A 25,349-nucleotide genomic window follows, 5' to 3' on the forward strand; every position below is an offset into this window, starting at 1 on the left:
CATGGCAAGATCCGTTATCATCACCTGCGCTCCGACCGGCGGCATCCACACGCCCACCATGTCGGACTATCTGCCGATCACGCCGGCCGAGATCGCGACGGCCAGCATCGAGGCGGCGGAAGCGGGCGCCTCGATCATTCATCTCCACGCCCGTGATCCCGAGACGGGCAAGCCCGATCCGCGCCCCGAAATCTTCCAGCAGTTCCTGCCCGTCATCAAGCAGTCCACGGATGCGGTCATCAACATCTCGACCGGCGGCGGCCTCGGCATGACGATGGACCAGCGCCTGCTTGCGGCGACGACTGCCAGCCCTGAAATGGCGAGCCTCAACATGGGATCGATGAATTTCGGCATCTTTCCGCTGCTCGGCAAATACAAGGAATGGAAGCATGACTGGGAGCCGAAATTCCTGGAGATGACGCGGGATTTCATCTTCCCGAACACCTTTGCGACCATCGAATATGCGCTGAAGAACCTCGGCGAGGCGCATGGCACGAAGTTCGAGTTCGAATGCTATGACCTGAGCCATCTCTACAACATCAAATGGTTCATCGATCAGGGCCTGATCAAGCCGCCCTTCTTCGTGCAGATGGTGTTCGGCATCCTCGGCGGCGTCGGCGCCGATCTCGAAAACCTCGTCCACATGCACAAGATCGCCGACAGGCTGTTCGGCCCGGAAAACTACGAATGGTCCGTGCTGGCCGCCGGTCGCCACCAGATGCCGTTCGCGACCCAGAGCGCGCTGCTCGGCGGCAACCTGCGGGTCGGTCTGGAGGACAGCCTGTTCATCGGCAAGGGCGAGCTTGCAACGTCGAATGCCCAGCAGGTGCGCCGCATCCGCGAGATCGTCGAGAGGCTCGGCCTCACCGTCGCGACACCCGCCGAAGCGCGCGAACGGCTCGGCCTCAAGGGCGGCGACAAGGTGGGCTTCTGATGCAGACGAACCTCTTCATCAACGGTGCCTTTGTCCCCGGTGGCGGCGAGGCGCTTCCCATCCTGGATCCCGCGACGGGCGGCGAGATCGTCGCCATCAACGAGGCGAGCCCGCAGCAGGTGGATGCTGCGGTCTCGGCAGCGTCTTCCGCCTTCGACAGGTTTTCCCGCACGACGCCGTCCGAGCGAGCGGGCCTCCTCCTCAAGATGGCCGACGTGCTCGAACGGAACAGCCGGGAACTGGCCGAACTCGAAAGCCTCGACGTCGGCAAGCCCTGGCCATCCGCCCATGACGACGAGATGCCGCTGACCATCGACACGTTCCGGTTCTTCGCCGGTGCCGCCCGCACGATGACGGGACCGGTCGCCGGTGAATATGTTTCCGGCCACACCAGCATGATCCGCCGCGAGGCCGTCGGCCCGGTCGCGGCCATCACGCCCTGGAACTACCCCTTGATGATGGCGGCGTGGAAGATCGCCGCGGCAATTGCGGCCGGCTGCACGATCGTCCTCAAGCCATCGGAGATCACGCCGCTCTCCACGCTGAAGGTGGCGGAACTCTTCGCCGACATTCTTCCCAAGGGCGTCTTCAACGTCGTCCATGGCCGCGGGGCAACGATCGGCGACAGGCTGATGAACGCGCCGCAGATCGAAGCGATTGCGGTAACCGGTTCGCCCGCCACGGGCATGGCGGCGATGCGGGCGGCCTCGCAGCAGATCCGCCACGTCCATCTGGAACTCGGCGGCAAGGCTCCCGTCATCGTGTTCGACGATGCGGATGTGGATGCGGTCGCGCAGACGATCCGTTACGGCAGCTTCTTCAACGCCGGGCAGGATTGCGCGCAACCGTGCCGGATCATGGTGCAGGACGGTCTTTACGATGCACTCGTGGCCGCGACCGCGCGTGCGGTCGGGGAAATCCGTATCGGTGCCCAGAAGGCCGAAGGCACCCAGATGGGGCCGGTGGTCTCGGCCAGCCAGGCGGATCGTGTAGCCGGCTTCGTCGAGCGCGCCCGCAAGAGCTGCGAGATCGTCGTCGGTGGCGAACGCGGCGAAGGACAGGGCTTCTTCTACAAGCCGACAGTCATCGCCAATGTCGACAACGATGCCGAGATCGCCACCAGCGAGGTGTTCGGCCCGGTGGTCACGCTCTCCCGCTTCTCCGATGTCGACGGGGCGCTCTCCATCGCCAATGCCGGTCGCTACGGGCTCGCCTCCTCGGTATGGACGCGGGATGTCGGCCGGGCGATGGAGGTGACGAGCCGCCTGCGTTACGGCTTCACCTGGGTCAACACCCATGGCGTCGCCACGCCGGAAATGCCCTGGTCGGCCATGAAAGGGTCGGGCACGGGCTGCGACATGTCCATCCATGCGCTGGATGCCTATACCTCGGTCCGCCACGTCATGGTCTCGCACGGATAGGGGCGGCTGATGGCAGAAGCAAAACGCAAGATCGCGATCGTCACGGGCGGTGGCCGGGGCATCGGCCGCGCCATCGTCGAGCGCCTGCGGCGGGACGGGGCGACCGTCGTCACCTGTGGGCGCGGTGAGCGTCCCGGAGATCTTCCGACCGATATCATCTGGGTCACGGCTGACGTGTCCCGCGCGGAAGACGCAAGTCGCATCGCGGCCTCCGCGTCTGAACACGGCGAAATCGCCGTTTTGGTGAACAATGCGGGCATCCAGATCGAGAAGACGGTGACCGATACGACCGACGACGAGTGGGACCGGCTTGTCGGCATCAATTGCCGGGGCGTCTTCAACATGTGCCGTGCGGTCATCCCGCTGATGGCGGAAGGCGGCGGCGACATCGTCAATCTCGGCTCGATCTCAGGCATGGTGGCCGATCCGTCGATGGCGATCTACAACGCCTCGAAAGGCTTCGTTCACAGCCTCACGCGGTCGATCGCCGTCGATCATGGTCCGAAGGTGCGCTGCAATGCGGTCAGCCCCGGCTGGATCATGACCGAGATGGCGGAAAGCGGCTTTGCGCTGGCAAACGACCCGGAAAAGGCGCGCGCCGATTCCATCGCCCGCCATCCCGCCCGCCGTTTCGGCAAGCCGGAGGACGTCGCGAATGTCGTCGCCTGGCTGATCTCCACCGAAAGCGCCTTCGTCACCGGCCACTGCATCACCATCGACGGCGGCCTGACCGCCGCATCACCCCTTCAACCAGGATTATTCTGATGACCGAATTCAAGCAAACCGCCGTACTGGGTGCCGGTGTGATCGGCGCAAGCTGGACGGCTCTTTTCCTCGCGTCCGGCCGCGACGTCGCAGTCTACGACAATTCGCCGACCGCCGAGAAGACCGTGCGGGATTATGTTGCCCGCGCCTGGCCGACCCTTGAAAGCCTCGGCCTCGTGAAGGGCGGCAGCCCGGATCGGGTCCGCTTCTGCACGTCGGCCGCCGAGGCCGTCGAAGGTGCCGCCTTTGTGCAGGAGAACGTGCCCGAGCGCATCGGGATCAAACACGCGCTCTTCAAGGAAATCGAACCGTCGCTCGGCAAAGACGCCGTGGTCGCGACCTCCGCTTCCGGCCTGACGCTGAGTGAAATGCAGGAAGGCTGGCAGGACCCCGGCCGTTTCGTCCTCGGCCATCCCTTCAATCCGCCGCATCTGATCCCGCTCGTCGAGGTGATGGGCAACGAGCGGACGGCGGGCGGTGTCGTCGAAGCGGCCGAGCGTTTCTACGAGGCGGTGGGCAAGGTCACCATCCGCGTCAACCGCGAGGTACCGGGCCATGTGGCCAACCGCCTCCAGGCGGCGGTGTGGCGCGAGGCAATCCATCTCGTCAAATCCGGGGTTGCCAGTGTCGAGGACGTCGACAAGGCGATGTGGGCCGGTCCCGGCCTGCGCTGGGCGGCGATGGGGCCGACCATGCTCTTCCACCTTGGCGCCGGCGAGGGCGGCCTTGCGGCCTTCTGCGAGCGCTACACCGACAGCTTCAATCGCTGGTGGGACGATCTCGGCGTGCTCCACCTCGACCCCGCGGTCGCCGAAACGCTCGTCGCCGGCGTCACCGAGGAGGCCAACGGCCAGTCGCCGGCGGATCTTTCGGCCCATCGCGATGCGCTGATCGCCAGCATCCAGAAGGCGATGGCGCCGCTTCGCGCGAACTGAAACGGAAAGAGGTGGTCCATGCGTGACGAGCCGATCGATTCCTGCGCCCGCATCGTGGTGATCGGGGCGGGGCAGGCGGGTTTTACCGCCTGCGCCAAGCTGCGCGACCTCGGGCATCGGGGGCCGATCACGTTGATCGGCGAGGAGGCGCATCCGCCCTATCAGCGGCCGCCCTTGTCGAAGGGCTATCTTCTCGGCGAGATCACCGAGGACCGCCTCTATTTCCGCCCGCTGTCCTTCTATGAAGAGCGGTCCATCGATCTCAGGCTCTCGGTGACCGCATCGGCCATCGATCGCGCGCGGAAGGTGATCGCGCTCGCCGAGCGCACCGCCATCCCCTACGACCGCCTCATCCTGACCACCGGCGCGCGGCCGAGGACCTTGCCGGCGGCACTCGGCGGCAATCTTGCCGGTGTCTTCTACGTTCGCAATCTTGCCGACATCAGCGCCATGGCCGAGCGCTTCCGCGAGGGACAACGCGTGCTCATCGTCGGGGGAGGGTATATCGGCCTCGAAGCGGCGGCCGTCTCGGCCAAGCTGGGCTTGACGGTGACGGTGATCGAGGCCGCGCCGCGCATCCTTCAACGCGTCGCCTGTCCTGAAACCGCTGCCTATTTCCGAAATCTGCACGAGCAGAAAGGCGTCACGCTGCTCGAAGGCGCAGCCCTTGAGGCGTTGGAAGGCGAAGGCGGGCATGTCCGTTCGGCACGGCTCGTCGGCGGCGCGCGCGTCCCTGTCGATTTCGTCATTGCCGGAGTGGGCGTCGCTCCGAACGCCGAACTGGCTGAAGCCGCAGGCCTTTCGATCGACAATGGTATCGCCGTGGACGAGACCTGCAGGACCTCCGATCCGGCAATCTACGCCGCCGGCGATTGCGCCTCCTTTCCCTGGCGGGCTGGCCGCATTCGCCTCGAGAGTGTCGGAAATGCCATCGAACAGGCGGAAGCGGTGGCGCGATCCCTCACCGGAACGCTCAGCCGCTATGACGCAAAACCTTGGTTCTGGTCCGACCAGTATGATGTGAAGCTGCAGATCGCAGGGCTTTCGGCCGGCTACGACAGCGTGGCGACGCGGGTCGGCGCGGCGGGCGGCGTGTCCTATTGGTATTATCGCGGCGAAGAACTCCTGGCGGTTGACGCGATGAACGAGCCGCGGGTCTACATGGTGGCCAAAAGGCTGATCGAAGCCGGCAGGTCACCCTCCGCGGAGACCGTCAGCGACCCGGCCACCGATCTCAAGGCCCTGCTTCTGTAATCCTGCCCGGCAGCGGCCGGCAATCAGCATCGGGTGTTCCATGCCGAAAATATCTGTTGTCGCAAAGGATGGCGCGTCATTCGAAATCCAGGCCGAGCCAGGGACGAGCGTCATGGAGAACGCCGTCCGCAATTCCGTGCCAGGCATTGAAGCCGAATGCGCAGGAGCGTGCGCGTGTGCGACCTGCCACGTCTATGTCGACGAAGCCTGGCAGGAGAAGGTTGGCTCGCCCGGTCCGATCGAGGCGGACATGCTCGACTTCGCGCATGATGTCCGCCACGCCTCGCGGCTCTCCTGTCAGATCACAGTTTCCGACGCTCTCGATGGCTTGATCGTTCGCGTACCAGAGCGTCAGTCCTAAACGAGAGACCTCTCGGTATCTTGCCTTGATATCTTCCGGATGTTGCGCGCCAGTTCGGTGGCGCCTGGCCTTTCGGCCTTTCGGCCTTTCGGCCTTTTGTGCCGCTTGGCGTCCGGCACCCGGCGGTCGAGGAAGCGCTTTGTGAGCTTCCAGGCGCTTTTCATCCGCTGAAAGCAACTGACAAGCCTTAGCCTCGCGAAGGTGTCGTATATCAGTTTCCACAGTGTAGTCGCTGTGGCCGGTCACGACATAGTCGAGGCCGGCCCCAATGAGCCGCAACAGCGCGCCGGTCGTCTGGCGGCCGCATGGTCAGTCGGCGTTGCCGGCCTTGGGCCCGTCGCCGACCGGCTTTGCTGCCGCATTGCCGATGGAAGCGGCGAGCAGGGCCTGGGTCGGGTCCTCGCCCTTGAATCCGGCCTGCGCGAGGATCTCGTCGAGGATGGGCTTCTGGGCGGTGAAGCTGAGAAGCTGGCTGCTGAGGTCGCCGACGGCATGTCCCGCGCCATTGCCGCCGTTGCCCGCCAGCGCACCGGCGAGGCCGCCGGCGCTGAAGATGCGGATATCGGAGATCTTCTCGATGGGCTTCATGGCCTGTTCGAGCGCCGCGGGGATGATGGCGACGCGGGCGCGGGCAAGCTCGAACTCGATGATGCTGGCCGACAGGGCGTTGCGGGCTTCGTTGAGCGCGCGTTCGGCCTGTGCCTCGGCCTGGCCGAGCTCGACGACGCCGGTCGCCTTGATCTTGGCGGCTTCCGCATCGGCCTGCGCCTGGATCTTGGTCGCGGCGGCGAGGTTTTCGGCGGCCTGGCGCTCGGCCTCGGCCTTCACGGTGATGGCGGTCGCCTCCTGTTCGGCGGCCTTGCGCGCGTCGAGCACCGCGATGCGCTTGGCGCGTTCGGCGATCTCGACCTCCCGTGCCGTCGTGACCTGTTCCTCGGCGGTGATGGCGGCGGCCTTCGCCTCGTCGGCCTTGGCGCGGGCGGCCTGTTCCTGCTCGCTCTTCTCGGCGACGGCGATGGCGGCGTCGATGCGGGCCGTCTCCGTCACGCGGCGGGCTTCCGCCTCGCGCTCGGCGATGCCGCGCTCGGCATCGATGCGGGCGGTCTCGCGGGCCTGGCGCGCCTGGGAGTCGCGTTCGGCGATGCCCTTTTCCGTGTCGAGCCGGGCGGTTTCCTCGCTGAGGCGGGCAAGCTGTTCGGCTCTTGCCGCTTCTGCGCGGGTTTCGGCCGTCTTGTTGGCGATGTCGCGTTCCTGCGTGAGTTCGGCGTCGCGCTGTTCGCGCTCGATGGTAAGGCGGCGCAAACTGGCTTCGCGGTCCTTGGTGGCGATCTCCACCTCGTTGTCGCGGACGATCTGGTTGCGCTCGCGCTTGCGCTCCTCGGTGATCTTGGTGAGTGCGGTCAGGCCCTCGGCGTCAAAACTGTTGTTCGGGTTGAAATGCTTGATATCCGTCTGGTCGAGGCGGGTCAGCGATACCGATTCCAGTTCGAGGCCGTTCGATTGCAGGTCGTGCGCGACGGCGGCCTGCACCGACTTGACGAATTCGGCGCGCTGTTCCTGGAGGTCGCGCAGCGACATGGTGGCGGCGACCGAACGCAGGCCGTCGACGAACTTCGCCTCGACCAGCGTCTTCAGCGCATCCGCGTCGTTCGTGCGGTCGCCGAGCGTCTGGGCGGCAAGGGCGATGTTCTCCGAATCCGGCTTCACGCGGACGTAGAATTCGGCGGTGATGTCGGCGCGCATGCGGTCCTTGGTGATCAGCGATTCATTCTCGGCGCGCTTGACCTCGAGCCGCAGCGTGCTGAGCGACACCCAGGAATAGGAGTGGAAGATCGGCAGGATGACCGATCCGCCGTCAAGTACGACCTTCTTGCCGCCGAGGCCCGTGCGTACATAGGCCTTGTCGCGCGTGGCGCGGGTATAGAGCGAGGTCATGATGATGCCGATGACGACGACCGCCGTCACGATGACTGCGGCGATGATTCCTACCGAAAGGAAGTCCATGATCGTTTACCCTCCGTTGTTGGGATAATGGCTGTCTTCGAGCGCGCTCGGGGCGGGAATGGCCTGGAAGAGGCCGTCCTTGCCGTCGACGATGAGCACGGATGCGCCCGTCTCGATCACATGTCCGGAGATGGCCCGGGCACGCAGCGTGTGGATGTTGTCGTAGCGGTCCTTGATGCGCACCGTGCCGGGATGGCCCTGGTCGAGCGGCCCGAGCGTCACGGTTCCCACGAGGCCGATGAAATCGGCCTGTTCCTGCACGCTCGTCTCGTCGCGCGGGATGATCCGCGCCAGCCCGCGCGACGACCAGCGGGTGACGGGAATGGCGACGGCGAGCGCGCCGGTGACGGCGGCGTAGAGCGGCAGCGGCTCGCGGAACTGCGAGATGACCGCCTGCAGGGCGAAGCCGGCCGCCGAGAAGGCGGAGAGCAGGATGACGGCGAGCACGAGGATCGGCACGCCGCCGGCGTTCAGCCAGGACATCCACCCGCCGAGAAGGCCCGTTTCCGCATCCCCCGGCCCGTTGAAGTCGAGGCCGTCGTCGATCAGCCCGGAGGCGGACGCGCCGAGCAGCACCGAGACCAGTTCGACGATGCCGAGGCCCGCCACCGTCAGGAGGGCGATCCAGAAGGGGGCCGTGCCCGGGTGGACGATGGAGTCCATCAGCGCTCACCGTGCTTGAAGGCGGCAAGGCGCGCCTCGATCGCCTTCAGGCGTTGCAGGCGCCCGAGCTCCTCCACCTCCGTGTTGCCCTCCATGGCCGGCTTGGACGGGACGCCGGTGACGCGTTCGACGGCTTCGAGCGCGTCGGCAAGGCGCCGGTCGTTGCGCTGGGAGGGGGTGGCGGCGGGCGGGGTCGCGCGCTCGGCGCGCCGCGCGTCCTCCAGCCGCTTCGCCGCGTCGGCGCGGGCAGAGGCGATGCTGCGCAACGTCGCCTCGGCCTCGGCGATCTCGCCGGCATTTTCGAGGATTGCCCTGGAGAGGGCGTCGCGCTGGGCCTCGAGGTCGATCTGGACGCCGGTGGCGGCGCGGGCGAGGTCTTCCCGGCCGCTTTCCAGCCCGACCTTGATCTTGTCGTCGAGGTCGCGGATCTCCGCGTCGAGATCGTCGGCCTTGGCCTTCAGGCGGTGGCCGGCGGCCATGGCAACGCCGAGCGCGGTGCGGGCCTCCTCGGCGATCGCACCGATCTCGCGGACGGCCTGCTGCGCCACGGCGACCGGGTTCGAAGCCTCGGCGGCATCGACCGCGGTGTTGACGACGCCGGCGATGACGCGCCCGAGGCGGGCGAGGATACCTTCGTTGGACATGGAAGCCTCCTTCTTCGAATGGATGCCGGGCTGAATGCCGGCATAGAGACAGATGGACGACCCGGAAAAGACGAGCCGCGCTTCGGCAAAATCCGCCCAGCCGTCGCGATAGCCGTTCGCGGCATAGGGCAGCAGGATACGGCCGTCGAGCGTCGCGATGCTCACGCTGTCCGGGCCCTTGACGGCGAAGAGCTTGGAATCGAGCGGAATGTCCGCGACCTCCTCGCCCGGCTTGCGGCGGCCGTGATCGCGCAGGGCGAGCGTCACGAGGCGGGCGGGAAGCCCCGTCGCCATGCGGATCTCCTCATAGGCCGCCTGATGCAGCGCCACGACATTGGCGCCCTTGGTCCGGTCCAGGATCGCCATGGCCTGCCGATAGGCCGCGAGTGTCTCGGACAGCGCCCGGTGCATGTCCGGGGAGGGTTGAAGGTCGAGCCTGAGGCTGGATGTGAATTTTGTTGCCATGCCTAAGTATATAAAGCACTTCATTGGTGCTTTCAAGGTCGATTTCATAGCGACTACCTGTTCAACGGATGAGACCGGCCGTCTCTTCGCCCGGTTCCGGGTTGTTTTTCGCGGCAAGGGTGCGCGAACGGCCGCCGCCGCGCCGTTGCCGCCCGCTCTCTTTCTCAATCCTCGCTCAAGCCGCATCTGACAGTGTAGGTGAATGCGGATAACCACCATCACCAACTGGGCCTATGGCATCACCGTCATCCTGACGGCGCTGTCCGGGGCGTCGTTCATCCTGTCGTCGCGCGCCGCGCTCCAGGAGCGCGCGGCGGCCGAGGAGCATCTCTTGCTCGATACGCTGGCCGAGGAACTCGCCCTTGGCGCGGAGGTGAGGAGCGACGAAGCGCGGCTCTATGTGATGCGCGGCGAGGAACGCCACCTGCAGGCGTTTCATGCGGAAGAGCAATCCGAGCGGCGGCGGGAGGCGGCCGCGACGAAGCTTGCCGCCCAGGAACTGAGGCCCGCCGAGGCGCAGGCCCTGCTGGCGGTCGACAAGGACGCCGAGGAACTCAACAGGATCGAATCGGCTGCGGTCGAAGCGTTCCGGCGCGGCGACAGGGATGCGGCCCGGACGGCCCTGTTCGGCCCGGAGCATGAGCGGCTTCAAAGGGAACTGCTCCAGACGGTCGGCCATTTCCGCGACCTGACGGCGACGCGCACGGCATCCGAACTGGAAACCGCCCGCCTGTGCGCCAACGGGTGGAGCCTCGTCGCCAAGCTCATGCTGGCCCTGACGGGCGCGCTGTTCGTCGCCGTGCTCTATTTCGTCCTGAGACGGCGCGTGGCGATGCCCCTGCGGCGGATGACGGGTGTCGTCAGCCGGCTCGCCCGGCAGGACTACAGCGTCGAGGTCCCGGTCGACCGCCGTGCCGACGAGATCGGCGAGATGAACGAGGCCATCGAGATCTTCCGCACGAACCTGATCGAGCGGGAACGGCTCGACGCCGAACGGCGGGCGGACCAGCAGACCAAGGACCTGATCCTGCAGATGATGCACCGCGTGCAGGCCTGCCAGAACCAGGAGGAACTGACGGATGTGATCGTCCGCTTCGCGCCGCAGATCTTTCCCGGGCTTCCGGGCGGGCTCTACGTCCTGCGCGACGACGACGCGTGCCTGGCGCGCGCGGGGGCCTGGCTCGAGCCGCAGCATTCGCCCGCAGCCTTTCCCGCAGCCGAATGCTGGGGACTGAGGCGCGGCCGCGCGCATCGCAGCAACGACGACGGTTCGGACGTCCCCTGCCAGCATGTCGCGCCGTCCGGCGCGGCGGCCCTTTGCGTGCCCCTGACCGCGCAGGGGGAGATGATCGGCCTGCTCTATCTGGAGGAGCGCGGCGAAGGGGTTCTCGGCGCGGCGGGACCGCGGCTCTATCTGGAACTGATCGCCGAGAATGTCGGCCTGGCGATCGCGAACCTCCAGTTGCGCGAGAAACTGACCAGGCTTGCAGTGCGCGATCCGCTCACCGGGCTCTTCAACCGCCGCTTCCTGGACGAAACGCTGCACCGGCACGCCCGGGCGCAGAACGGCGAACCGCTGGCCTGCCTGATGATCGACATCGACCATTTCAAGCGCTTCAACGACCAGTTCGGCCATGATGCGGGCGATTTCGTCATGCAGTTCGTCGCGCAGACGCTGCGCGATGGCTGCGCGTCCGTCGGCGAGGCCTTCCGCTTCGGCGGGGAGGAATTCACCGCGCTCCTGCCGGCCTTCGGCGAGCAGCAGGGGATCGAAGTCGCGGAAGCGATCCGCCAGAAGATCGGCAGCGCCGTGCTTTCCCATGCGGGCAGCATCCTCGGAAAGGTGTCGGTCTCGATCGGCGTGGCGGCCTCGCCCGCGGGCGGCTCGGTCGAAACGCTCGTGGCGCGCGCCGATGCCGCGCTTCTGGCTGCCAAGGCAGCGGGCCGCGACAGGACGCTGGCCGCAAGCGAGATCACGCGGCGGGCGCCGTAGAGCGTTTCCCCTTTTCTCCGAAAAGCGAAAACGCTTCAGCCATTTGTTTTACGCATTGTCCGGACGTAAAAGCGATTCCGCTTTTACTGGAAATGCTCTCCCCGGTCACATGTCCTTGCGGACGAAGCTGGCATTGCCGAGCCCGGTCCCGATCGTGACGGCCGCCCACCGCGTCGCATCCGCCATGTCCAGCACGGCCGAAAGGCCCTGCACGACGGCGTCGTTATGCATGATGACGAAGGTCGGCTGGCCGGCGATCTCGGGGATCGCCTTGCGCAGGGCCTCGGGAAGATTGAAATGCGTGCTTTCCCAGTTGCCGCCCGGCAGGTTCTGGCCGCCCCGCGCGATCGATCCGTCGGAGGCGATGATGCCCGGGCAGCCGATGCCGATGACCGGCGCCAGCGCGAACTTCGCCTTCTTCGCCTTGGCGATCAGCGCCTCGATCATCCGCACGAGATATTCGATGGTCGCGGTGCGGCGGGGCTCGTCGTCGGCGTGACGCCACAGGTCCGACTTCCAGACCTTGGCCTTCGAGAAATCGGGCTTGTCGTCGAGGTTGAGCTTGACGACGCCGGCGCGGATGTTGGTGCCGCCGATATCGACGGCGAGGATGGCGTCATGGCCCTTCAGCATCCAGGCGGGAATGAGGTGCACGGCGCCGAGCAGACCGGCCTCGTCCGGATGATGGGCGATCGGCACGATCTCCACCTTCAGGCCGTCGGCCTTGAGACGGATCTGGGCGCGGGCGATCGCCATGAGGCCGGCCCGGTTGTCCTTGAACCCTCCGCCGACCACGATCCGCTCGGTGCCCTTCCACGTCTCCTCTTTCAGGTAGCGCGCAAGGATGTCCGCGAGGTTCGTCGCGAAGTCGTCGATCGCCGCAAGCACGAGGGACGCGGCCTCCGTCTTCTCCTCCGCAAGCAGGGCATCGACCTCCTTCTTGGAAAGATCGTCGGTCGGCACGTCGCCGAGGGGATCGGAGCCGCCCGCGCGGACCCGTTTCCGCCAGGCCTCGATGGCATCGCGGAAAGCGGATTTGTTGGCCCTGTCGCCGATGAAGCCGTCCTTGTCGCGCAGTTCGAGATTGTAGCTGGTCACGTCGACGGTTGGCAGGCCGGCGGCCCCGTGGGCGACAGGGGCGCCGTTCTCTTCGGTTTTCGCCTGCTTGTCCATGTCGGCTCCTCTGTCCGGTGTGAGGCGAAATGCGCCGGGGAAAAACTTGTTCCGGCGGCGACTATCGCATCAGCCCTTGCCGCCCGGCGATTGCGATCTACTTGCTTGCCGATGAACGAACTGGAGAAACTGCAGCCGTCGGACGCCGCGATCCGCCATCTCGTCCGGCGCCTCGTCGACGAGCCGGAGCGCTGGGCGCTTTTCCTCGATATCGATGGAACGCTGATCGATCTTGCGGCGACGCCGGATGCGATCCAGGTCCCCCTGTCGCTTCCCGCTGACCTCGATGCGGTCTCGGCCCGCCTTCGCGGCGCGCTGGCGCTGGTCACCGGGCGAAGCCTTCCCTTCGCCGACGGATTGTTCGCGCCCTTCCGCTTTCCCATCGCGGGCCTGCACGGCGCGGATTTCAGGGGGGCCGACGGGACGGTCTCGTCCGTCTCGGCGACCGCGGCGTTTATGGGGTTGAAACAACGCCTCGTGGACCAGACGGCCTGGATGGAAGGGGTGCTGATCGAGGACAAGGGCGCGGCCGTCGCGGCGCATTACCGGCTGGCGCCGGCCTATGACCGGACGCTCGAAAAGATCATGCGGGACTTTGCCGAAGAGGCAGGCCCCGGCTGGACATTGCAGCCCGGCAAGATGGTCTTCGAGATCCGTCCCTCCCGTGCCGACAAGGGAGAAGCCGTCGCCTCCTATCTGGAGCAGCCCGCCTTTCTGGGCCGCCTGCCGATCGCGATCGGCGACGACCTGACGGACGAAACCATGTTCGCGCTGGCCAATGCCCGCGGTGGCCAGTCGATCCGCGTGGGATCGCTCGGCACCGCCACCTGCGCCCTTGCCAAGGCGTCGTCGCCCTCGGCCATCCGCTCGGCGCTGGCGACGATCGCCGTGGCGGGCAGGGAGCGGACCGCGACGCCCGCCTCCTGAGGCCGTCAGGCGGCCGCCGCCTGCTGCTCCCGGAGGAAGGTCGAGATGCGCGCAAGCCCTTCCTCCAGCACGGTGCCGTTGTTGGTGAAGCCGATCCGCACATAGCCCTCCATGTCCATGGCGCTGCCGGGCGTCAGCATCACGCCGGTGCGCGCCAGCAGCCTTTCGCAGAACTCCACCGAGGAGAGGGGCAGGTGGTACTTCAGGAGCGCGGTGGTGCCGGATTTCGGCTTGATCCACGAGACCAGCGGCTCGCCGTCGACCCAGGCCGAGAGCCTTGCGAGGTTCGTGCGGGTGATGGCGCGGCTGCGGGCGAGGATCTTGTCGCGGTTCTCCAGCGCGATGGCGGCGAAATGGTCGTCCAGCATGCCGACGCTGATCGTGTTGTAGTCGCGATGGATCGAGACGGCGTGCAACAGCTCCACGGGGCCGGCGATCCAGCCGAGGCGAAGGCCGGCGAGCGCGAAGGTCTTCGACATGCTGGCCGTGCTGATGCCCTTTTCGTAAAGGTCGGCGATGGAGGCGGTCATGCCGTCGCCCTCCTGGTCCGTGCCGCGGTAGACCTCGTCGCAGAGAATCCAGGCGCCGGCGGCCCGGGCGATCTCGACCACCTTTTCGAGATAGGCGCGGTCCATCAGCGCGCCGGTCGGGTTGTTGGGGTTGTTGATGGCGATGAGCTTCGTGCCCGGTATCGCCAGCCGCGTCAGCGCCTCAAGGTCGGGCAGGAAGCCGGTCGCCTCCGTCAGCCTGAGGATCCGGACGTCCGCGCCAATGCTTTCCGGGATGGAATAGTGCTGCTGGTAGGTCGGCAGCACCGAGACGACGCGGTCGCCCGGCTCGACCAGCGTGCCGTGCACCAGCGCGTTCGCGCCGATCGCGCCGTGCGTGACGACGACGTTCTCCATCGCCTGCTTCTCGTAGAGGCCGGCGACCAGCCTGCGCAGGCGTTCGCTGCCTTCGATTGCGCCATAGGTCAGCTTCATCGGCAGGAGCTCGGAGAGGATCGTGTCGGTCTTGCCCGCCATTTCCAGGAGTTCGGCGACGGTGAGGGATTCCACGCAGGTCTCGGCGAGGTTCCACTCGCAATGGTTCTCGTAGCGGTTCATCCAGATTTCAACGCCGAAATCACGAATCTTCATAAGATAACTCCTTTGGCGTCTCGCGGCGGGCGAGCGGCAGACGGCGAGGATCGTATGGGCAATATAATGCGCAGTCAAGGCGGCGGCAGGGACCGCTGCCCCGCCTGACGGATGCACGAACGAAAACGCCCCGTGAAAACGGGGCGTTGTCTCTGTCGTTCTGGAAAACCGCTCAGGCGGCTTCGCGCGTCTCGACGTCGGTCGGGACCGTCGAGATCGTCTTCAGGATCTGCGAGGCGATCTGGTAGGGGTCGCCCTGCGAGTTCGGGCGGCGGTCTTCCAGGTAGCCGCGATAGCCGTTGTTGACGAAGGAATGCGGCACGCGGATCGAGGCGCCGCGGTCCGCCACGCCATGGCTGAACTGGTGGATTGCGGCCGTTTCATGCTTGCCGGTCAGGCGCATATGGTTGTCCGGGCCGTAGACGGCGATGTGGTCGGCGCGGGCTTCGGCGAAAGCCTCCATCATGGCTTCGAAATAGTCCCTGCCGCCGACGTCGCGCATATAGGCGGTCGAGAAGTTGGCATGCATGCCCGAGCCGTTCCAGTCGGTGTCGCCCAGCGGCTTGCAGTGATATTCGACGTCGATGCCGTACTTTTCCGTCAGGCGCTGCAGGAGGTAGCGGGCGAGCCAGATCTCGTCGGCGGCCTTGCGCGAGCCCTTGCCGAAGACCTGGAATTCCCACTGGCCCTTGGCGACTTCGGCGTTGATGCCTTCATGGTTGATGCCGGCGGCAAGGCAGATGTCGAGATGTTCCTCGACGATCTTGCGGGCGACCGCGCCGACATTGCCGTAGCCGACGCCGCAATAGTACAGGCCCTGCGGCGCCGGGTAGCCGGTCTCCGGGAAGCCGAGCGGACGGCCGTTCTGGTAGAAGAAATATTCCTGCTCGAAGCCGAACCAGGCGCCCTCGTCGTCGAGGATGGCGGCGCGGGTGTTGGACGGGTGCGGCGTCTTGGCGTCGGGCATCATGACTTCGCACATGACGAGCACGCCGTTCTTGCGCTCCGGATCGGGATAGCTGGCGACCGGCTTCAGCACGCAATCGGAGCTGTTGCCCTCGGCCTGCATCGTCGAGGAGCCGTCAAAACCCCAGAGCGGCAGCGCGTCCAGCGTCGGGAACGCGTCGAACTCCTTGACGAGGGTCTTGCCGCGCAGGTTCGGGGTCGGCTTGTACCCGTCGAGCCAGATGTATTCGAGCTTGTACTTAGTCATTTCGTTCTCTCACATGACGCGGGTTGGCAAGGCTGCCGGGGGCTTGCGACACCCGACAGCCGGATAGCTATCAGGAAGCATCAAGCGTGCCAGATCGAAGAGAGCGGCGATATTTGCGGAAAATCGTTGCCCGGCAGGCGATTGCCCGCAAACGAAGCGGTGACGCCGCCGAAGGAGGGAGCAATCTGCACAAAAAATGGGCGCGGTGCGACGGGCTTTGAGGCATCGCCCGTCTTGGAGGGGAGGACCGGGGGCTCTGCCGCATGGGCCGCTCGGCGGCGCGTGGAAAAAATTCCCCTCCGCGGGGGAGCCGGCGCGAACAATATCTCAGTGGGCGGGGTTTTATGGCAATCTATTGCCTATAAAATCTATGGATTATATCATTTAATGATCCCGTCGACTTGCCAGGAGGATATCATGCCCAAGACCGAATCCAATCCCATCACGCTCGGAACCCGCGCCCGGGACTTCGTCCTGCCCGATGCGACGGGCGCGGAGTTCAGCCTCAAGGACTTCGCGGACAGCCCGGCTCTGCTGGTCGCGTTCATCTCGAACCGCTGCCCCTTCGTGGTGCTGATCCGCGAGGCGCTGGCGCAGTTCGCCCGCGACCATGCCGGGCAGGGGCTCGCCGTCGTTGCCATCAACAGCAACGACGCGGCGGCGCACCCGGAAGAAACGCTCGAACGGCTCGGCATCGAGGCGAAGACCTACGGATACGATTTCCCCTACCTGAAGGACGAAACGCAGGGCGTCGCCAAGGCCTACGGCGCAGCCTGCACGCCGGATTTCTTCCTCTACGACCGCGCGCGGCGACTGGCCTATCACGGCCAGTTCGACGATGCCCGCCCGGGCAACGGCAAGGCCGTGACCGGCGCGGACCTGCGTGCGGCCGTGGAAGCGGTGCTGAAGGGCGATCCCGCCGCCGCGACCCAGGTTCCCTCCATCGGCTGCAACATCAAGTGGACGGCCGGCAACGAGCCCTCCTGGTTCTCCACCGCCGCCTGAACCGGCGACCCCGCATCCCTCGCACGAAACCGGAGCATCATGGCATCGCGTCGCAAGGAACAGCCCGCTGAAGAGGGGCGCCTCATCGAAACGGACGTGCTCGTCGTCGGCGGCGGGCCTGCCGCCGGCTGGGCGGCGCTGTCGGCGGCCGAGGCCGGCGCCCGCGTCGTCCTGGCCGACAAGGGCTATCACGGCACGAGCGGCGCCACGGCGCCGTCGAACACGGGGACCTGGTGCGTGCCGCCGGGCGAGGGGCGGGCGGCCTCCGTCGAGCAGCGCTTCAGGCGCACGGCCGGCCTTGCCGACCGTCGCTGGATGCTGCGCGCCGCCGACCAGGCCTACGAGAACCTCCAGAGGCTGGTGGAGTGGGGCTATCCCTTCCCCAGCGAGGAGGACGGCAGCCTCTACATCGCCAATCTGCGCGGGCCGGACTACATGCGTTTCCTGCGCCAGCGCGTGCAGAAGGCCGGCGTGACGATCCTCGATCATCATCCCATTCTCGAACTGCTCGGCGACGACGACGGGGTCGCCGGTGCCGCGGGGCTTGCGCGCCGTACCGGGGCGAGCTTCCAGGTGCTGGCGGGCGCCGTGGTGCTGGCCACGGGCGGCTGCGCCTTTTTCGAGCGCATCCTCGGCGGCACGGGACTGACCGGCGACGGCTACCTCTTCGCGGCCGAGGCCGGCGCGGCGCTGTCCGGCATGGAGTTCACCGGCAAATACACGCTCGCCCCGCACGGCTCGTCGCTGAACAAGGGCCTGCCCTTCCGCTGGGCCACCTTCTACGGCGCGGACGGCGCGGTGCTGCGCGACGCGCGCGGCGAGCCGGTGACGAACGGCATCGGCGGCGGCGAGCGGCAGGTGGCCGAAGCGCTGCTGTCCGGCCCGGTCTATGCCCGGCTCGACCTTGCCGAACCCGCCATGCGCGACTGGCTGCGGCGCGGCCAGCCGAACTGCTTCCAGCCCTACGAGCGCATGGGCATCGATCCCTTCGAGGACCTCTTCCGTGTCGATCTCAAATATGAGGGCACGGTGCGCGGCACCGGCGGCATCCGCATCGTCTCCTCCGATTGCGGCACCGGCATTGCCGGCCTCTATGCCGCCGGTGACGCGGCGAGCCGCGAGAACGTGACGGGCGGCATTTCCGGCGGCGGCGCGATCAACGCCTCCTGGGCGATCGCCAGCGGCTGGTGGGCCGGCCACGGCGCGGCCGGGCATGCCCGCCGCCGGCAGGGACGGGACGGACGCAGCCTGCGCCCACTCGGAACGACCGGCCTTCGCGGCACGGACGGAGAGGCCGTCGACCTTGCCGCCGCCGCCCGCGCGGCGCATGACGAGATCGCCCCGCTCGACAGGAGCTATTGGCGCACGGCCGCGACGCTTGAAGCGAGCGGCAGGGCGCTGGAGGACCTCTGGTCCCGGCTGAACCGAGCGCCGCCCGCGACGGGCATCGACCGCCTGCAGGCCCGCGAGGTCGCCGCCGTCACGGCCAGCGCCCGCTGGACGGTCGCCGCCGCCGCGCTGCGCACCGAGAGCCGCGGCGTGCACCGCCGGCGCGATTTCCCGGGCGAGAGCGAGGCGCAGGCGGCCCGCATCCTCGTCTCCGGCCTCGACCGGGTGACGGCGGTGCGCGAGAGCCTTGCCCTCGAAACGGCGCAGGAGGGCTGAGCGATGATCGAAGTCGTTTCCGCCGACCGCTGCATCCGCTGCGACATCTGCGAGCGCATCTGTCCGGCCTTCGTCTTCGACCGGGACGAGACGGGGCTTCCCGTCATCGCCCGGCAGGACGACTGCCAGACCTGCTTCCTCTGCGAGATCTACTGCCCGACCGATGCGCTTTACGTCGCCGAAAAGGCCGACGGCCCGACCGGCATCGCCGAGCCCGAAGTCCTCGAACGCGACCTCTTCGGCGCCTATGCCCGTGCGCTCGGCTGGAATCGTGGGCGCGCCGGGGGAACACGGAATGACCCGACCCGCCATATCCGCGTGGCGCAGGTCTGAAAAGGAGATACCCATGGAACGCATCGCCGTCAGCGCCGTGCGCAAGTCGTTCAATCTGAAGCCCGGCCAGACCGTGACCGTCGACGGCGTCACGTCGAGCCGCATCGCGGTGCTGGACGGCGTCGACCTCACCATCGACAGCGGCGAGTTCATCACGCTGGTCGGCCCGTCGGGTAGCGGCAAGTCGGTGCTGCTCGACGTGATCGCCGGGCTGACGGAGGCGACCTCGGGTGTCGCCCGCATCGACGGGGTCGAGGTCGTGAAGCCTCATGCCCGCACGGCCTATGTCTTCCAGCAATATGCGCTCTTTCCCTGGCGCACGGCCCTGCAGAATGTCGAATACGCGCTGGAGGTGCGCGGCGTTCCCGCGGCCGAGCGGCGCGAGCGGGCGAAGGATTTCCTGCATCTCTTCGGCCTGAAGGGCTTCGAGGACCGTTTTCCCTCGCAGCTTTCGGGCGGCATGCAGCAGCGCGTGGCGATCGCCCGGGCGCTTTCCACCGATCCGCAGGTCCTGCTGATGGACGAGCCCTTCGCCGCGCTCGACGCGCAGACGCGCGACATCCTGCAGAGCGAGCTCCTGCGCATATGGGAGCAGATCAAGACGACGGTGGTCTTCGTCACCCATTCGATCGACGAGGCGATCTACCTTGCCGACCGCGTCGTGGTGATGACGGCCCGGCCGGCGAGCGTGAAGGAGATCGTCGACATCGACCTGCCGCGCCCGCGCGACCTCGAAATCCGCAACAGCGAGGCCTTCAACGCCTATCGCGGCCGCGTCTGGGAAAGCCTGCGCGACGAAGTCGGCAAGGCCCAGCGCGACTGGACCCTTGCTTCCACCTACGCCAATTAAGGGAGGATGAGATGAGCCTCATCGCCGACCGCAACCTGCCGCTCCGCAACACCTTTTCATTGCGCCGCAAGCGCACCCCTTCCAGGGCGCCGCGCGCTTTCGGCGAGGCCGTCTCGACCGTCACGCTCGGCCTGCCGGCGGTCGTCGCCTTCGCGCTCCTCTGGGAGATCGCGCCGCGCGCCGGCTGGATCAACGCGCTGTTCTTCCCGCCGCTGAGCCAGGTGCTTGCGGTGCTCTGGGAGATGATCGTCTCCGGCCAGCTTGCCGACCATATCGGCATCAGCCTGCAGCGGGCCGCGATCGGCTTCCTGCTTGCCCTCGTCACCGCCGTGCCGCTCGGCTTCCTGATGGGGCGCTATTCGCTGTTCGAGAAAGCCTCCGACTTCCTCGTCCAGACGCTGCGCAACACCTCGCAATTCGCGCTGCTGCCGGTCTTCATCCTCGTTCTCGGCATCGGCGAGGCCTCGAAGATCGCCATCACCTTCTACGCCGCGGTGTTCTTCCTGCTGATCAACACGATCGTCGGGGTGAAGTCCGTCGATCCGCTGCTCGTCAAGGCGGCGCGCTCCATGGGCACCTCGGACTGGGACCTCTTCAAGAAGGTGATCTTCCCTTCCGCCATCCCCTCGATCGTCGCCGGCGCCCGGCTCGGGGTGAAGACCTCGCTGTTCTCGGTGATCGCCGCCGAGATGCTCGCCGCCCAGTCCGGCATCGGCTACCTCATCCAGAACGCGTCGCTGATGCTGGAAACCGACCGCATGTATGCCGGCATCCTGACGCTGACGATCATCGGCCTCCTGCTCAACTACCTGCTCGTGGCCGGCGAACGGCGCGCGACGCATTGGCGCGGCAGCGGCGAAAGCGGCCCGAACTGACCCCGATCCCTAAGTCCTCCCAACCAGCGATCTCTCCCGAAAGGATCTATCCATGACATCGTTTCCGCTCCGCCGGACCTTCCTGAAAATCGCGCTCGCGCTTTCGATCCTGCCCGTTTCGGGCCTTGCGCCGGCCCTTGCCGACGAGGCAAAGCCGGACGTCATCCGCATCGGCTCCACGGCGCCGGGCCACCTGAAATTCATCCTCTACCGCAACAGGAAGCTGCTGGAGGACGAGTTCGCCAAGGACGGCATCAAGATCGAGCTGACCACCTTCGACGGCGGCTCGGCGGCGACCGTCGCCCTCGGCTCCGGCGCCATCGACTTCACCTATATCGGCAACAACCCGTCGCTGCGCCTTGCGGCCACCGGCGCCGATGTGAAGCTCGTCGGCCTGTCGAGCTGGAACCGCTCCAACGAGACGCAGATCGTCGTGAAGCCGGATTCGCCGATCCAGAAGATCGAGGACCTCAAGGGCAAGAAGGTCGCCTATCTCGCCGGCACCGTGCGCCACTCGACCTTCGCCAAGGCGCTGAAGACGGCGGGCCTCTCGATCACCGATGTCGAGAGCCTCAATCTCGGCATCGAGAGCTCCGGGCCGGCCCTGTCGCGCGGCGACGTCGACGCGGTGGTCGAAAGCACCGGCCCCGTGCAGAAGCTGGTCGAGGAAGGCGAGGCCCGGGTGATCTTCGATGCCGGCGTTTCCGGCAGCCCGGAATGGGCCGTGCCGCATCTCCTCAGCGTCAACGGCGATTTCGCCCGCAAATATCCCGACATCGTGACGCGTTTGCTGGCCGTCGATATCGCGGCGGCGCGCTGGGCCGATGCCAATCCGGAAGAAACGATCGCGATCTTCGTCAAGGAGACCGGCAACAGCGACAATGCGGTGCGCGCGACCTATCCGGACGGCAAGTTCTTCCAGGATCCGCAGATCACCGATGAGGCGGTGCGTGCGCTTCAGGGCGAGGAGGCCTTCATGGCCGATGCCGGGCTCCTGAAGGGCAAGGTGAACTACGACACCTGGATCGACCGCTCCTTCTACGACGCAGCCATCAAAAAGGCGGATGCCAGCAACTGATGTTCGGGCGTTTCCGCTTGTCTCCGGATCGCGGAAACGCTCCATCCTTCCATCCCGGCGTAATTCCGGCAAAACTGCTTCGCGCTTTTGCCGGAATTGCTCTATAGGACGGGACGGCGGCGCTCGAACGTCGTCGCCCGTTTTGCGATTGCGATGTCCTCCATTCCCTCTCCGCCACTACCGCTTCACCGTACCCGCATCGTCCCGGCCGTCGTCGCCGTGGCCTTCTTCATGCAGATGCTCGACAGCACGATCATCGCGACGTCGCTGCCGGCGATGGCGCAGGCCTTCTCGACGGATGTCGTGGCGCTCAACATCGGCTTCACGGCCTATCTGCTCGCCATGGCCGTGTTCATACCGCCGGCCGGCTGGCTTGCCGACCGGTTCGGCGCACGCGAGGTCTTCCTGACGGCGATCGTGCTCTTCACGCTTTCCTCCGTCGCCTGCGGCTTTGCCGGCTCGCTCGCCGAGTTCACCGCGGCGCGGCTCTTCCAGGGTGCATCCGCCGCGCTGATGACGCCCGTCGGGCGCCAGCTCGTGCTGCGCGGCGCGCCGAAGGCGGAGCTGGTGCGGGCGATCGCCACCATCACCTGGCCGGCGTTGATCGCGCCGGTGATCGGGCCGCTGATCGGCGCCTGGGTGACCACGCATGCCGGCTGGGAATGGAACTTCTTCATCAACCTGCCGCTCGGCCTCGTCGGTGTGATGCTCGTCCTGTTCTTCGTGCCGCAGACGCCGGCCGAAGGTGCGCGACCCTTCGACCTGAAGGGTTTCCTCCTGACGGGAAGCGCGCTCGCGCTGACGCTTGCCGGCCTGGAACTCTCCAGCGCGCCGACGGGCGGCGCCGGCACGCTCGCCGTTCTCGCCCTCGGCCTTGTCGCCGGCTGGATCGCCATCCGCCATCTGCGTCGCGTGCCGCATGCCCTGCTCGACATGGCGGTGCTCAAGGTGCCGACCTTCGCCTTCGCGACGCTCTCGGCGGGCACTGCCGGACGGCTTGCGGTCAATGCCACGCCCTTCCTGCTGCCGCTCCTCTTCCAGGTCGGCCTCGGCCTCGATGCCGTCGAGACTGGGTCGCTCGTGCTCGTCTATTTCCTCGGCAACCTGCTGATGAAGAGCGTGACGACGCCGGCGCTGCGCCTTTTCGGCTTCCGCACGCTGCTGATCGTCAACGGCCTTGTCGCCGCGCTGACGATCGGCGCCTTCGCCTTCGTCGACAACGAGACGCCGCGTCTCCTGCTCTTTACGCTGCTGATCGCCTGCGGGTTGTCCCGCTCGATGCAGTTCACGGCGTTGACGACGATCGCCTTCGCCGACGTGACGCCCGCCCAACGCGGCGCGGCGACGACGATCTCGGCCATGCTGCAGCAGCTCGCGCAGCTTCTCGGCGTCGCCGTGGCCGCTGCCGTCATCCGCCTCTCGGGCGTCCTTTTCCCCGAAGCCGGCGGCGGCGGCATGCTGACGGACATCCGCGCGGCCTTCCTCGTCATCGGCGCCATCGGCTTCATCTCGGCCCTGCGTTTCCTCGCGCTGCCTACCGGCGCCGGGGCGGAAGTTTCCGGGCATCGCTGCCGCCCCTCTTGATTCTCTTCAGGATTGCGGTAGCCTGCGCGCGTTCGACAAGACTGCACGGGAGAGATCGGCCTGAAGGCCGGCGCCGACGGAGCAACCCCCCAGGAAACTCTCAGGCACAAGTGACCGTGCAGTTGAACGATCTGGAGAGAGGCGCTGCGAGCGTCCACCGAAGGGGAAAGCCGCCGCGGCCGGGCCGTGACAGGTAAACTCTCAGGTACCGTGACAGATTGGGGAAAACGCGGGTTCCGGCCCGTACCCTGATGTCATACGGAGCGAGAGACTTATATGCCCCATATCGCCGTTATCGGCGCCGGTATCACCGGCGTCACCACTGCCTATGCCCTTTTGGAACGCGGCTTCGACGTGACCGTGCTCGAAAGCCAGCGCTACGCCGCCATGGAAACCTCCTTTGCCAATGGCGGCCAGCTTTCCGCCAGCAATGCCGAGGTCTGGAACCATTGGTCCACCCTGTTCAAGGGCGTCAAATGGATGATGCGGAACGATGCGCCGCTGCTGATGAACCCGCGGCCGACCTGGCACAAATATTCCTGGCTCGCCGAGTTTGCTTCCAACATCCTCGGCTATCGCGACAACACGGTGGAGACGACCCGGCTGGCGATCGCCGCCCGCCAGCACCTCTTCTCCATCGCCGAGCGCGAGAACATCGATTTCGACCATGTGCGCCGCGGCATCCTGCATGTCTACTGGGACAAGGCGAGCTTCGACCATGCCGCGAAGGTCAATGCCCTGCTGACCGAGGGCGGGCTCGACCGCCGGGCGGTGACGGCCGAAGAGGTCAAGTCGATCGAACCCACGCTGCACGGGGCCTTCCACGGCGGCTTCTACACGCCCTCGGATTCGACCGGCGACATCCACAAGTTCACCTCGGGCCTTGCAAGAGCCTGCGAGCGCCGCGGCGCCCGTTTCCTCTTCGATGCCCGCGTCACGCAGGTCGGCAGGAGCGGCGCGTTCCGCATCGGCTATGCGACGGGCGAGGGCGCGGAACGCCAGGTCGAGGCGGATGGCGTCGTCGTCTGCGCCGGCACGGCGAGCCGCCAGATCGCGGCCATGCTCGGCGACCGGGTCAACGTCTATCCCGTGAAGGGCTATTCGATCACCGTTCATCTCGATGACGAGCGCAGCCAGGCGGCGGCGCCCTGGGTGAGCCTGCTCGACGACCGGGCGAAGATCGTCACCAGCCGCCTCGGCCCGGGCCGCTTCCGCGTCGCCGGCACGGCGGAGTTCAACGGCATGAACCGCGATATCCGCCACGACCGCGTCAAGCCGCTCGTCGACTGGACCCGCATGCTGTTTCCCGAGGTCGACACCAATCGTGTCGTGCCCTGGGCGGGCCTGCGCCCGATGATGCCCAACATGATGCCGCGGGTCGGCAGGGGGCGTCAGCCCGGCGTGTTCTACAATACCGGGCACGGCCATCTCGGCTGGACCCTTTCGGCGGCGACCGCGCAGATGGTGACGGACACGATCGCCGGCGAGATGGCGGCAGACCGCGCCATCGCCGCCTGATAGAAGAACGGCGAATCTTTCGAGACTTTTCAGGTCCCGGCGGCTGGCTGCCGGGACCTCATGGAAAACCGCAACCCTACGAGGACAGATATGGCCGAACTCACCCTTGCCGCCGCCAACATCATCATCGCCGCCGCCCTTGAGGCCGGCACGAAGGCAGGCTTCAAGCCGCTCACCGTGGCCGTGCTCGATGCCGGCGGACACCTGAAGGCCTTCCAGAAGCAGGACGGCGCCTCCATGCTGCGCTACGAGATCGCTTTCGGCAAAGCCTACGGCTCGCTTGCCGTCGGCATGGGCTCGCGCTGGCTGGACAGGAACGCGAAGGAGCGCCCGCATTTCATCGAGGGCCTGACCGCCGTCTCCGGCGGCAGGATCGTCGCCGTCCCGGGCGGCGTGCTGATCCGCGATGCGGCCGGGGCGCTGCTCGGCGCGGTCGGCATCACGGGGGATACTTCGGACAATGACGAGACCTGCGCGGTCGCCGGCATCGAGGCCGCGGGCCTCGTCGCCCAGGTCGACTGAGGCTGTCGATGGGGATGAGGCCGCGCCG

Annotated in this window: 23 protein-coding genes and 1 riboswitch; of the genes, 17 read left to right on the forward strand and 6 right to left on the reverse strand. The window is 66.8% G+C overall.

Going from position 1 to position 25,349, the window contains the following annotated elements:
* Position 1 precedes the first annotated feature (1 nt).
* The 6 genes from AB3G45_RS02135 to AB3G45_RS02160 are packed head-to-tail and all read left to right on the forward strand — an operon-like array spanning position 2 to position 5,670.
* Positions 2–934, forward strand: coding sequence for a 3-keto-5-aminohexanoate cleavage protein (locus AB3G45_RS02135; RefSeq protein WP_367829016.1), 933 nt, complete (start codon positions 2–4; stop codon positions 932–934).
* Entirely contained in the window at positions 934–2,355 is a 1,422-nt protein-coding gene (locus AB3G45_RS02140; RefSeq protein ID WP_367829017.1) for an aminobutyraldehyde dehydrogenase, read from the forward strand. Before AB3G45_RS02135 ends, AB3G45_RS02140 begins: the two co-directional genes overlap by 1 nt.
* 9 nt (positions 2,356–2,364) lie before the next feature.
* On the forward strand, positions 2,365–3,120 hold the full coding sequence (locus tag AB3G45_RS02145; RefSeq protein WP_367829018.1) for an SDR family NAD(P)-dependent oxidoreductase: 756 nt from the start codon (positions 2,365–2,367) through the stop codon (positions 3,118–3,120).
* Positions 3,120–4,055 (forward strand): 3-hydroxyacyl-CoA dehydrogenase NAD-binding domain-containing protein, encoded by a 936-nt coding sequence (locus AB3G45_RS02150; RefSeq protein ID WP_367829019.1) that lies wholly within the window; start codon positions 3,120–3,122, stop codon positions 4,053–4,055. Before AB3G45_RS02145 ends, AB3G45_RS02150 begins: the two co-directional genes overlap by 1 nt.
* An 18-nt stretch (positions 4,056–4,073) precedes the next feature.
* Positions 4,074–5,309, forward strand: a complete 1,236-nt coding sequence (locus AB3G45_RS02155) for an NAD(P)/FAD-dependent oxidoreductase (protein ID WP_367829020.1) — start codon at positions 4,074–4,076, stop codon at positions 5,307–5,309.
* Between the two features lie 40 nt (positions 5,310–5,349).
* A complete protein-coding gene (locus AB3G45_RS02160; RefSeq protein ID WP_367829021.1) occupies positions 5,350–5,670 on the forward strand; it encodes a 2Fe-2S iron-sulfur cluster-binding protein in 321 nt (106 codons plus the stop codon).
* Positions 5,671–5,979: 309 nt separating this feature from the next.
* Here the strand turns inward: AB3G45_RS02160 and AB3G45_RS02165 are convergent, their stop codons facing one another.
* From AB3G45_RS02165 to AB3G45_RS02175, 3 genes are read right to left on the reverse strand one after another with little or no spacing between them, the layout of a single operon-like run.
* Positions 5,980–7,674 (reverse strand): flotillin family protein, encoded by a 1,695-nt coding sequence (locus AB3G45_RS02165; RefSeq protein WP_367829022.1) that lies wholly within the window; start codon positions 7,672–7,674, stop codon positions 5,980–5,982.
* 6 nt (positions 7,675–7,680) lie between these two features.
* A complete protein-coding gene (locus AB3G45_RS02170; RefSeq protein WP_367829023.1) occupies positions 7,681–8,337 on the reverse strand; it encodes an OB-fold-containig protein in 657 nt (218 codons plus the stop codon).
* A complete protein-coding gene (locus AB3G45_RS02175) occupies positions 8,337–9,446 on the reverse strand; it encodes a PspA/IM30 family protein (protein WP_367829024.1) in 1,110 nt (369 codons plus the stop codon). The genes AB3G45_RS02170 and AB3G45_RS02175 overlap by 1 nt, the downstream gene beginning before the upstream one ends.
* 202 nt (positions 9,447–9,648) lie before the next feature.
* Between AB3G45_RS02175 and AB3G45_RS02180 the strand changes: the two genes are divergently transcribed.
* The gene (locus tag AB3G45_RS02180; protein WP_367829025.1) at positions 9,649–11,439 is read left to right on the forward strand and encodes a diguanylate cyclase; all 1,791 of its coding nucleotides are present in this window, start codon (positions 9,649–9,651) and stop codon (positions 11,437–11,439) included.
* Between the two features lie 105 nt (positions 11,440–11,544).
* Here the strand turns inward: AB3G45_RS02180 and AB3G45_RS02185 are convergent, their stop codons facing one another.
* Complete coding sequence (locus AB3G45_RS02185; RefSeq protein ID WP_367829026.1) at positions 11,545–12,612, reverse strand: ROK family protein; 1,068 nt, start codon at positions 12,610–12,612, stop codon at positions 11,545–11,547.
* Between the two features lie 111 nt (positions 12,613–12,723).
* Between AB3G45_RS02185 and otsB the strand changes: the two genes are divergently transcribed.
* Positions 12,724–13,539 (forward strand): trehalose-phosphatase, encoded by an 816-nt coding sequence (otsB, locus tag AB3G45_RS02190; RefSeq protein WP_367829330.1) that lies wholly within the window; start codon positions 12,724–12,726, stop codon positions 13,537–13,539.
* Between the two features lie 5 nt (positions 13,540–13,544).
* Here otsB and AB3G45_RS02195 read toward each other — a convergent pair whose 3' ends face one another.
* Both AB3G45_RS02195 and AB3G45_RS02200 read right to left on the reverse strand, forming a co-directional pair.
* Positions 13,545–14,678, reverse strand: coding sequence for an aminotransferase (locus tag AB3G45_RS02195; protein ID WP_367829027.1), 1,134 nt, complete (start codon positions 14,676–14,678; stop codon positions 13,545–13,547).
* Positions 14,679–14,850: 172 nt separating this feature from the next.
* On the reverse strand, positions 14,851–15,891 hold the full coding sequence (locus tag AB3G45_RS02200; protein ID WP_367829028.1) for a glutamine synthetase beta-grasp domain-containing protein: 1,041 nt from the start codon (positions 15,889–15,891) through the stop codon (positions 14,851–14,853).
* A gap of 417 nt (positions 15,892–16,308) precedes the next feature.
* Here AB3G45_RS02200 and AB3G45_RS02205 point away from each other — a divergent pair, with 417 nt between their 5' ends.
* The 9 genes from AB3G45_RS02205 to AB3G45_RS02245 all read left to right on the forward strand — a co-directional run bounded on the left by AB3G45_RS02205 (position 16,309) and on the right by AB3G45_RS02245 (position 25,321).
* Positions 16,309–16,896, forward strand: coding sequence for a thioredoxin family protein (locus AB3G45_RS02205; protein ID WP_367829029.1), 588 nt, complete (start codon positions 16,309–16,311; stop codon positions 16,894–16,896).
* 39 nt (positions 16,897–16,935) lie between these two features.
* On the forward strand, positions 16,936–18,561 hold the full coding sequence (locus tag AB3G45_RS02210; RefSeq protein WP_367829030.1) for an FAD-dependent oxidoreductase: 1,626 nt from the start codon (positions 16,936–16,938) through the stop codon (positions 18,559–18,561).
* Positions 18,562–18,564: 3 nt separating this feature from the next.
* Positions 18,565–18,894, forward strand: a complete 330-nt coding sequence (locus tag AB3G45_RS02215; protein ID WP_367829031.1) for a 4Fe-4S binding protein — start codon at positions 18,565–18,567, stop codon at positions 18,892–18,894.
* Between the two features lie 13 nt (positions 18,895–18,907).
* Positions 18,908–19,744, forward strand: coding sequence for an ABC transporter ATP-binding protein (locus AB3G45_RS02220; protein WP_367829032.1), 837 nt, complete (start codon positions 18,908–18,910; stop codon positions 19,742–19,744).
* Between the two features lie 11 nt (positions 19,745–19,755).
* Positions 19,756–20,619 carry an ABC transporter permease gene (locus AB3G45_RS02225; protein WP_367829033.1) on the forward strand — a complete coding sequence of 288 codons (864 nt, stop codon included), beginning with the start codon at positions 19,756–19,758 and terminating at the stop codon, positions 20,617–20,619.
* A 52-nt stretch (positions 20,620–20,671) separates the two neighbouring features.
* Positions 20,672–21,697 (forward strand): aliphatic sulfonate ABC transporter substrate-binding protein, encoded by a 1,026-nt coding sequence (locus AB3G45_RS02230; RefSeq protein WP_367829034.1) that lies wholly within the window; start codon positions 20,672–20,674, stop codon positions 21,695–21,697.
* Between the two features lie 153 nt (positions 21,698–21,850).
* Positions 21,851–23,281 (forward strand): MFS transporter, encoded by a 1,431-nt coding sequence (locus AB3G45_RS02235; protein WP_367829035.1) that lies wholly within the window; start codon positions 21,851–21,853, stop codon positions 23,279–23,281.
* Positions 23,282–23,317: 36 nt separating this feature from the next.
* Positions 23,318–23,408, forward strand: a riboswitch (glycine riboswitch).
* Between the two features lie 149 nt (positions 23,409–23,557).
* Positions 23,558–24,799, forward strand: a complete 1,242-nt coding sequence (locus AB3G45_RS02240; RefSeq protein ID WP_367829036.1) for a D-amino acid dehydrogenase — start codon at positions 23,558–23,560, stop codon at positions 24,797–24,799.
* A 90-nt stretch (positions 24,800–24,889) separates the two neighbouring features.
* Positions 24,890–25,321, forward strand: a complete 432-nt coding sequence (locus AB3G45_RS02245; RefSeq protein WP_367829037.1) for a heme-binding protein — start codon at positions 24,890–24,892, stop codon at positions 25,319–25,321.
* Positions 25,322–25,349: the final 28 nt, after the last annotated feature.

Source organism: Shinella sp. S4-D37, assembly GCF_040812195.1.
Lineage (GTDB): Bacteria > Pseudomonadota > Alphaproteobacteria > Rhizobiales > Rhizobiaceae > Shinella.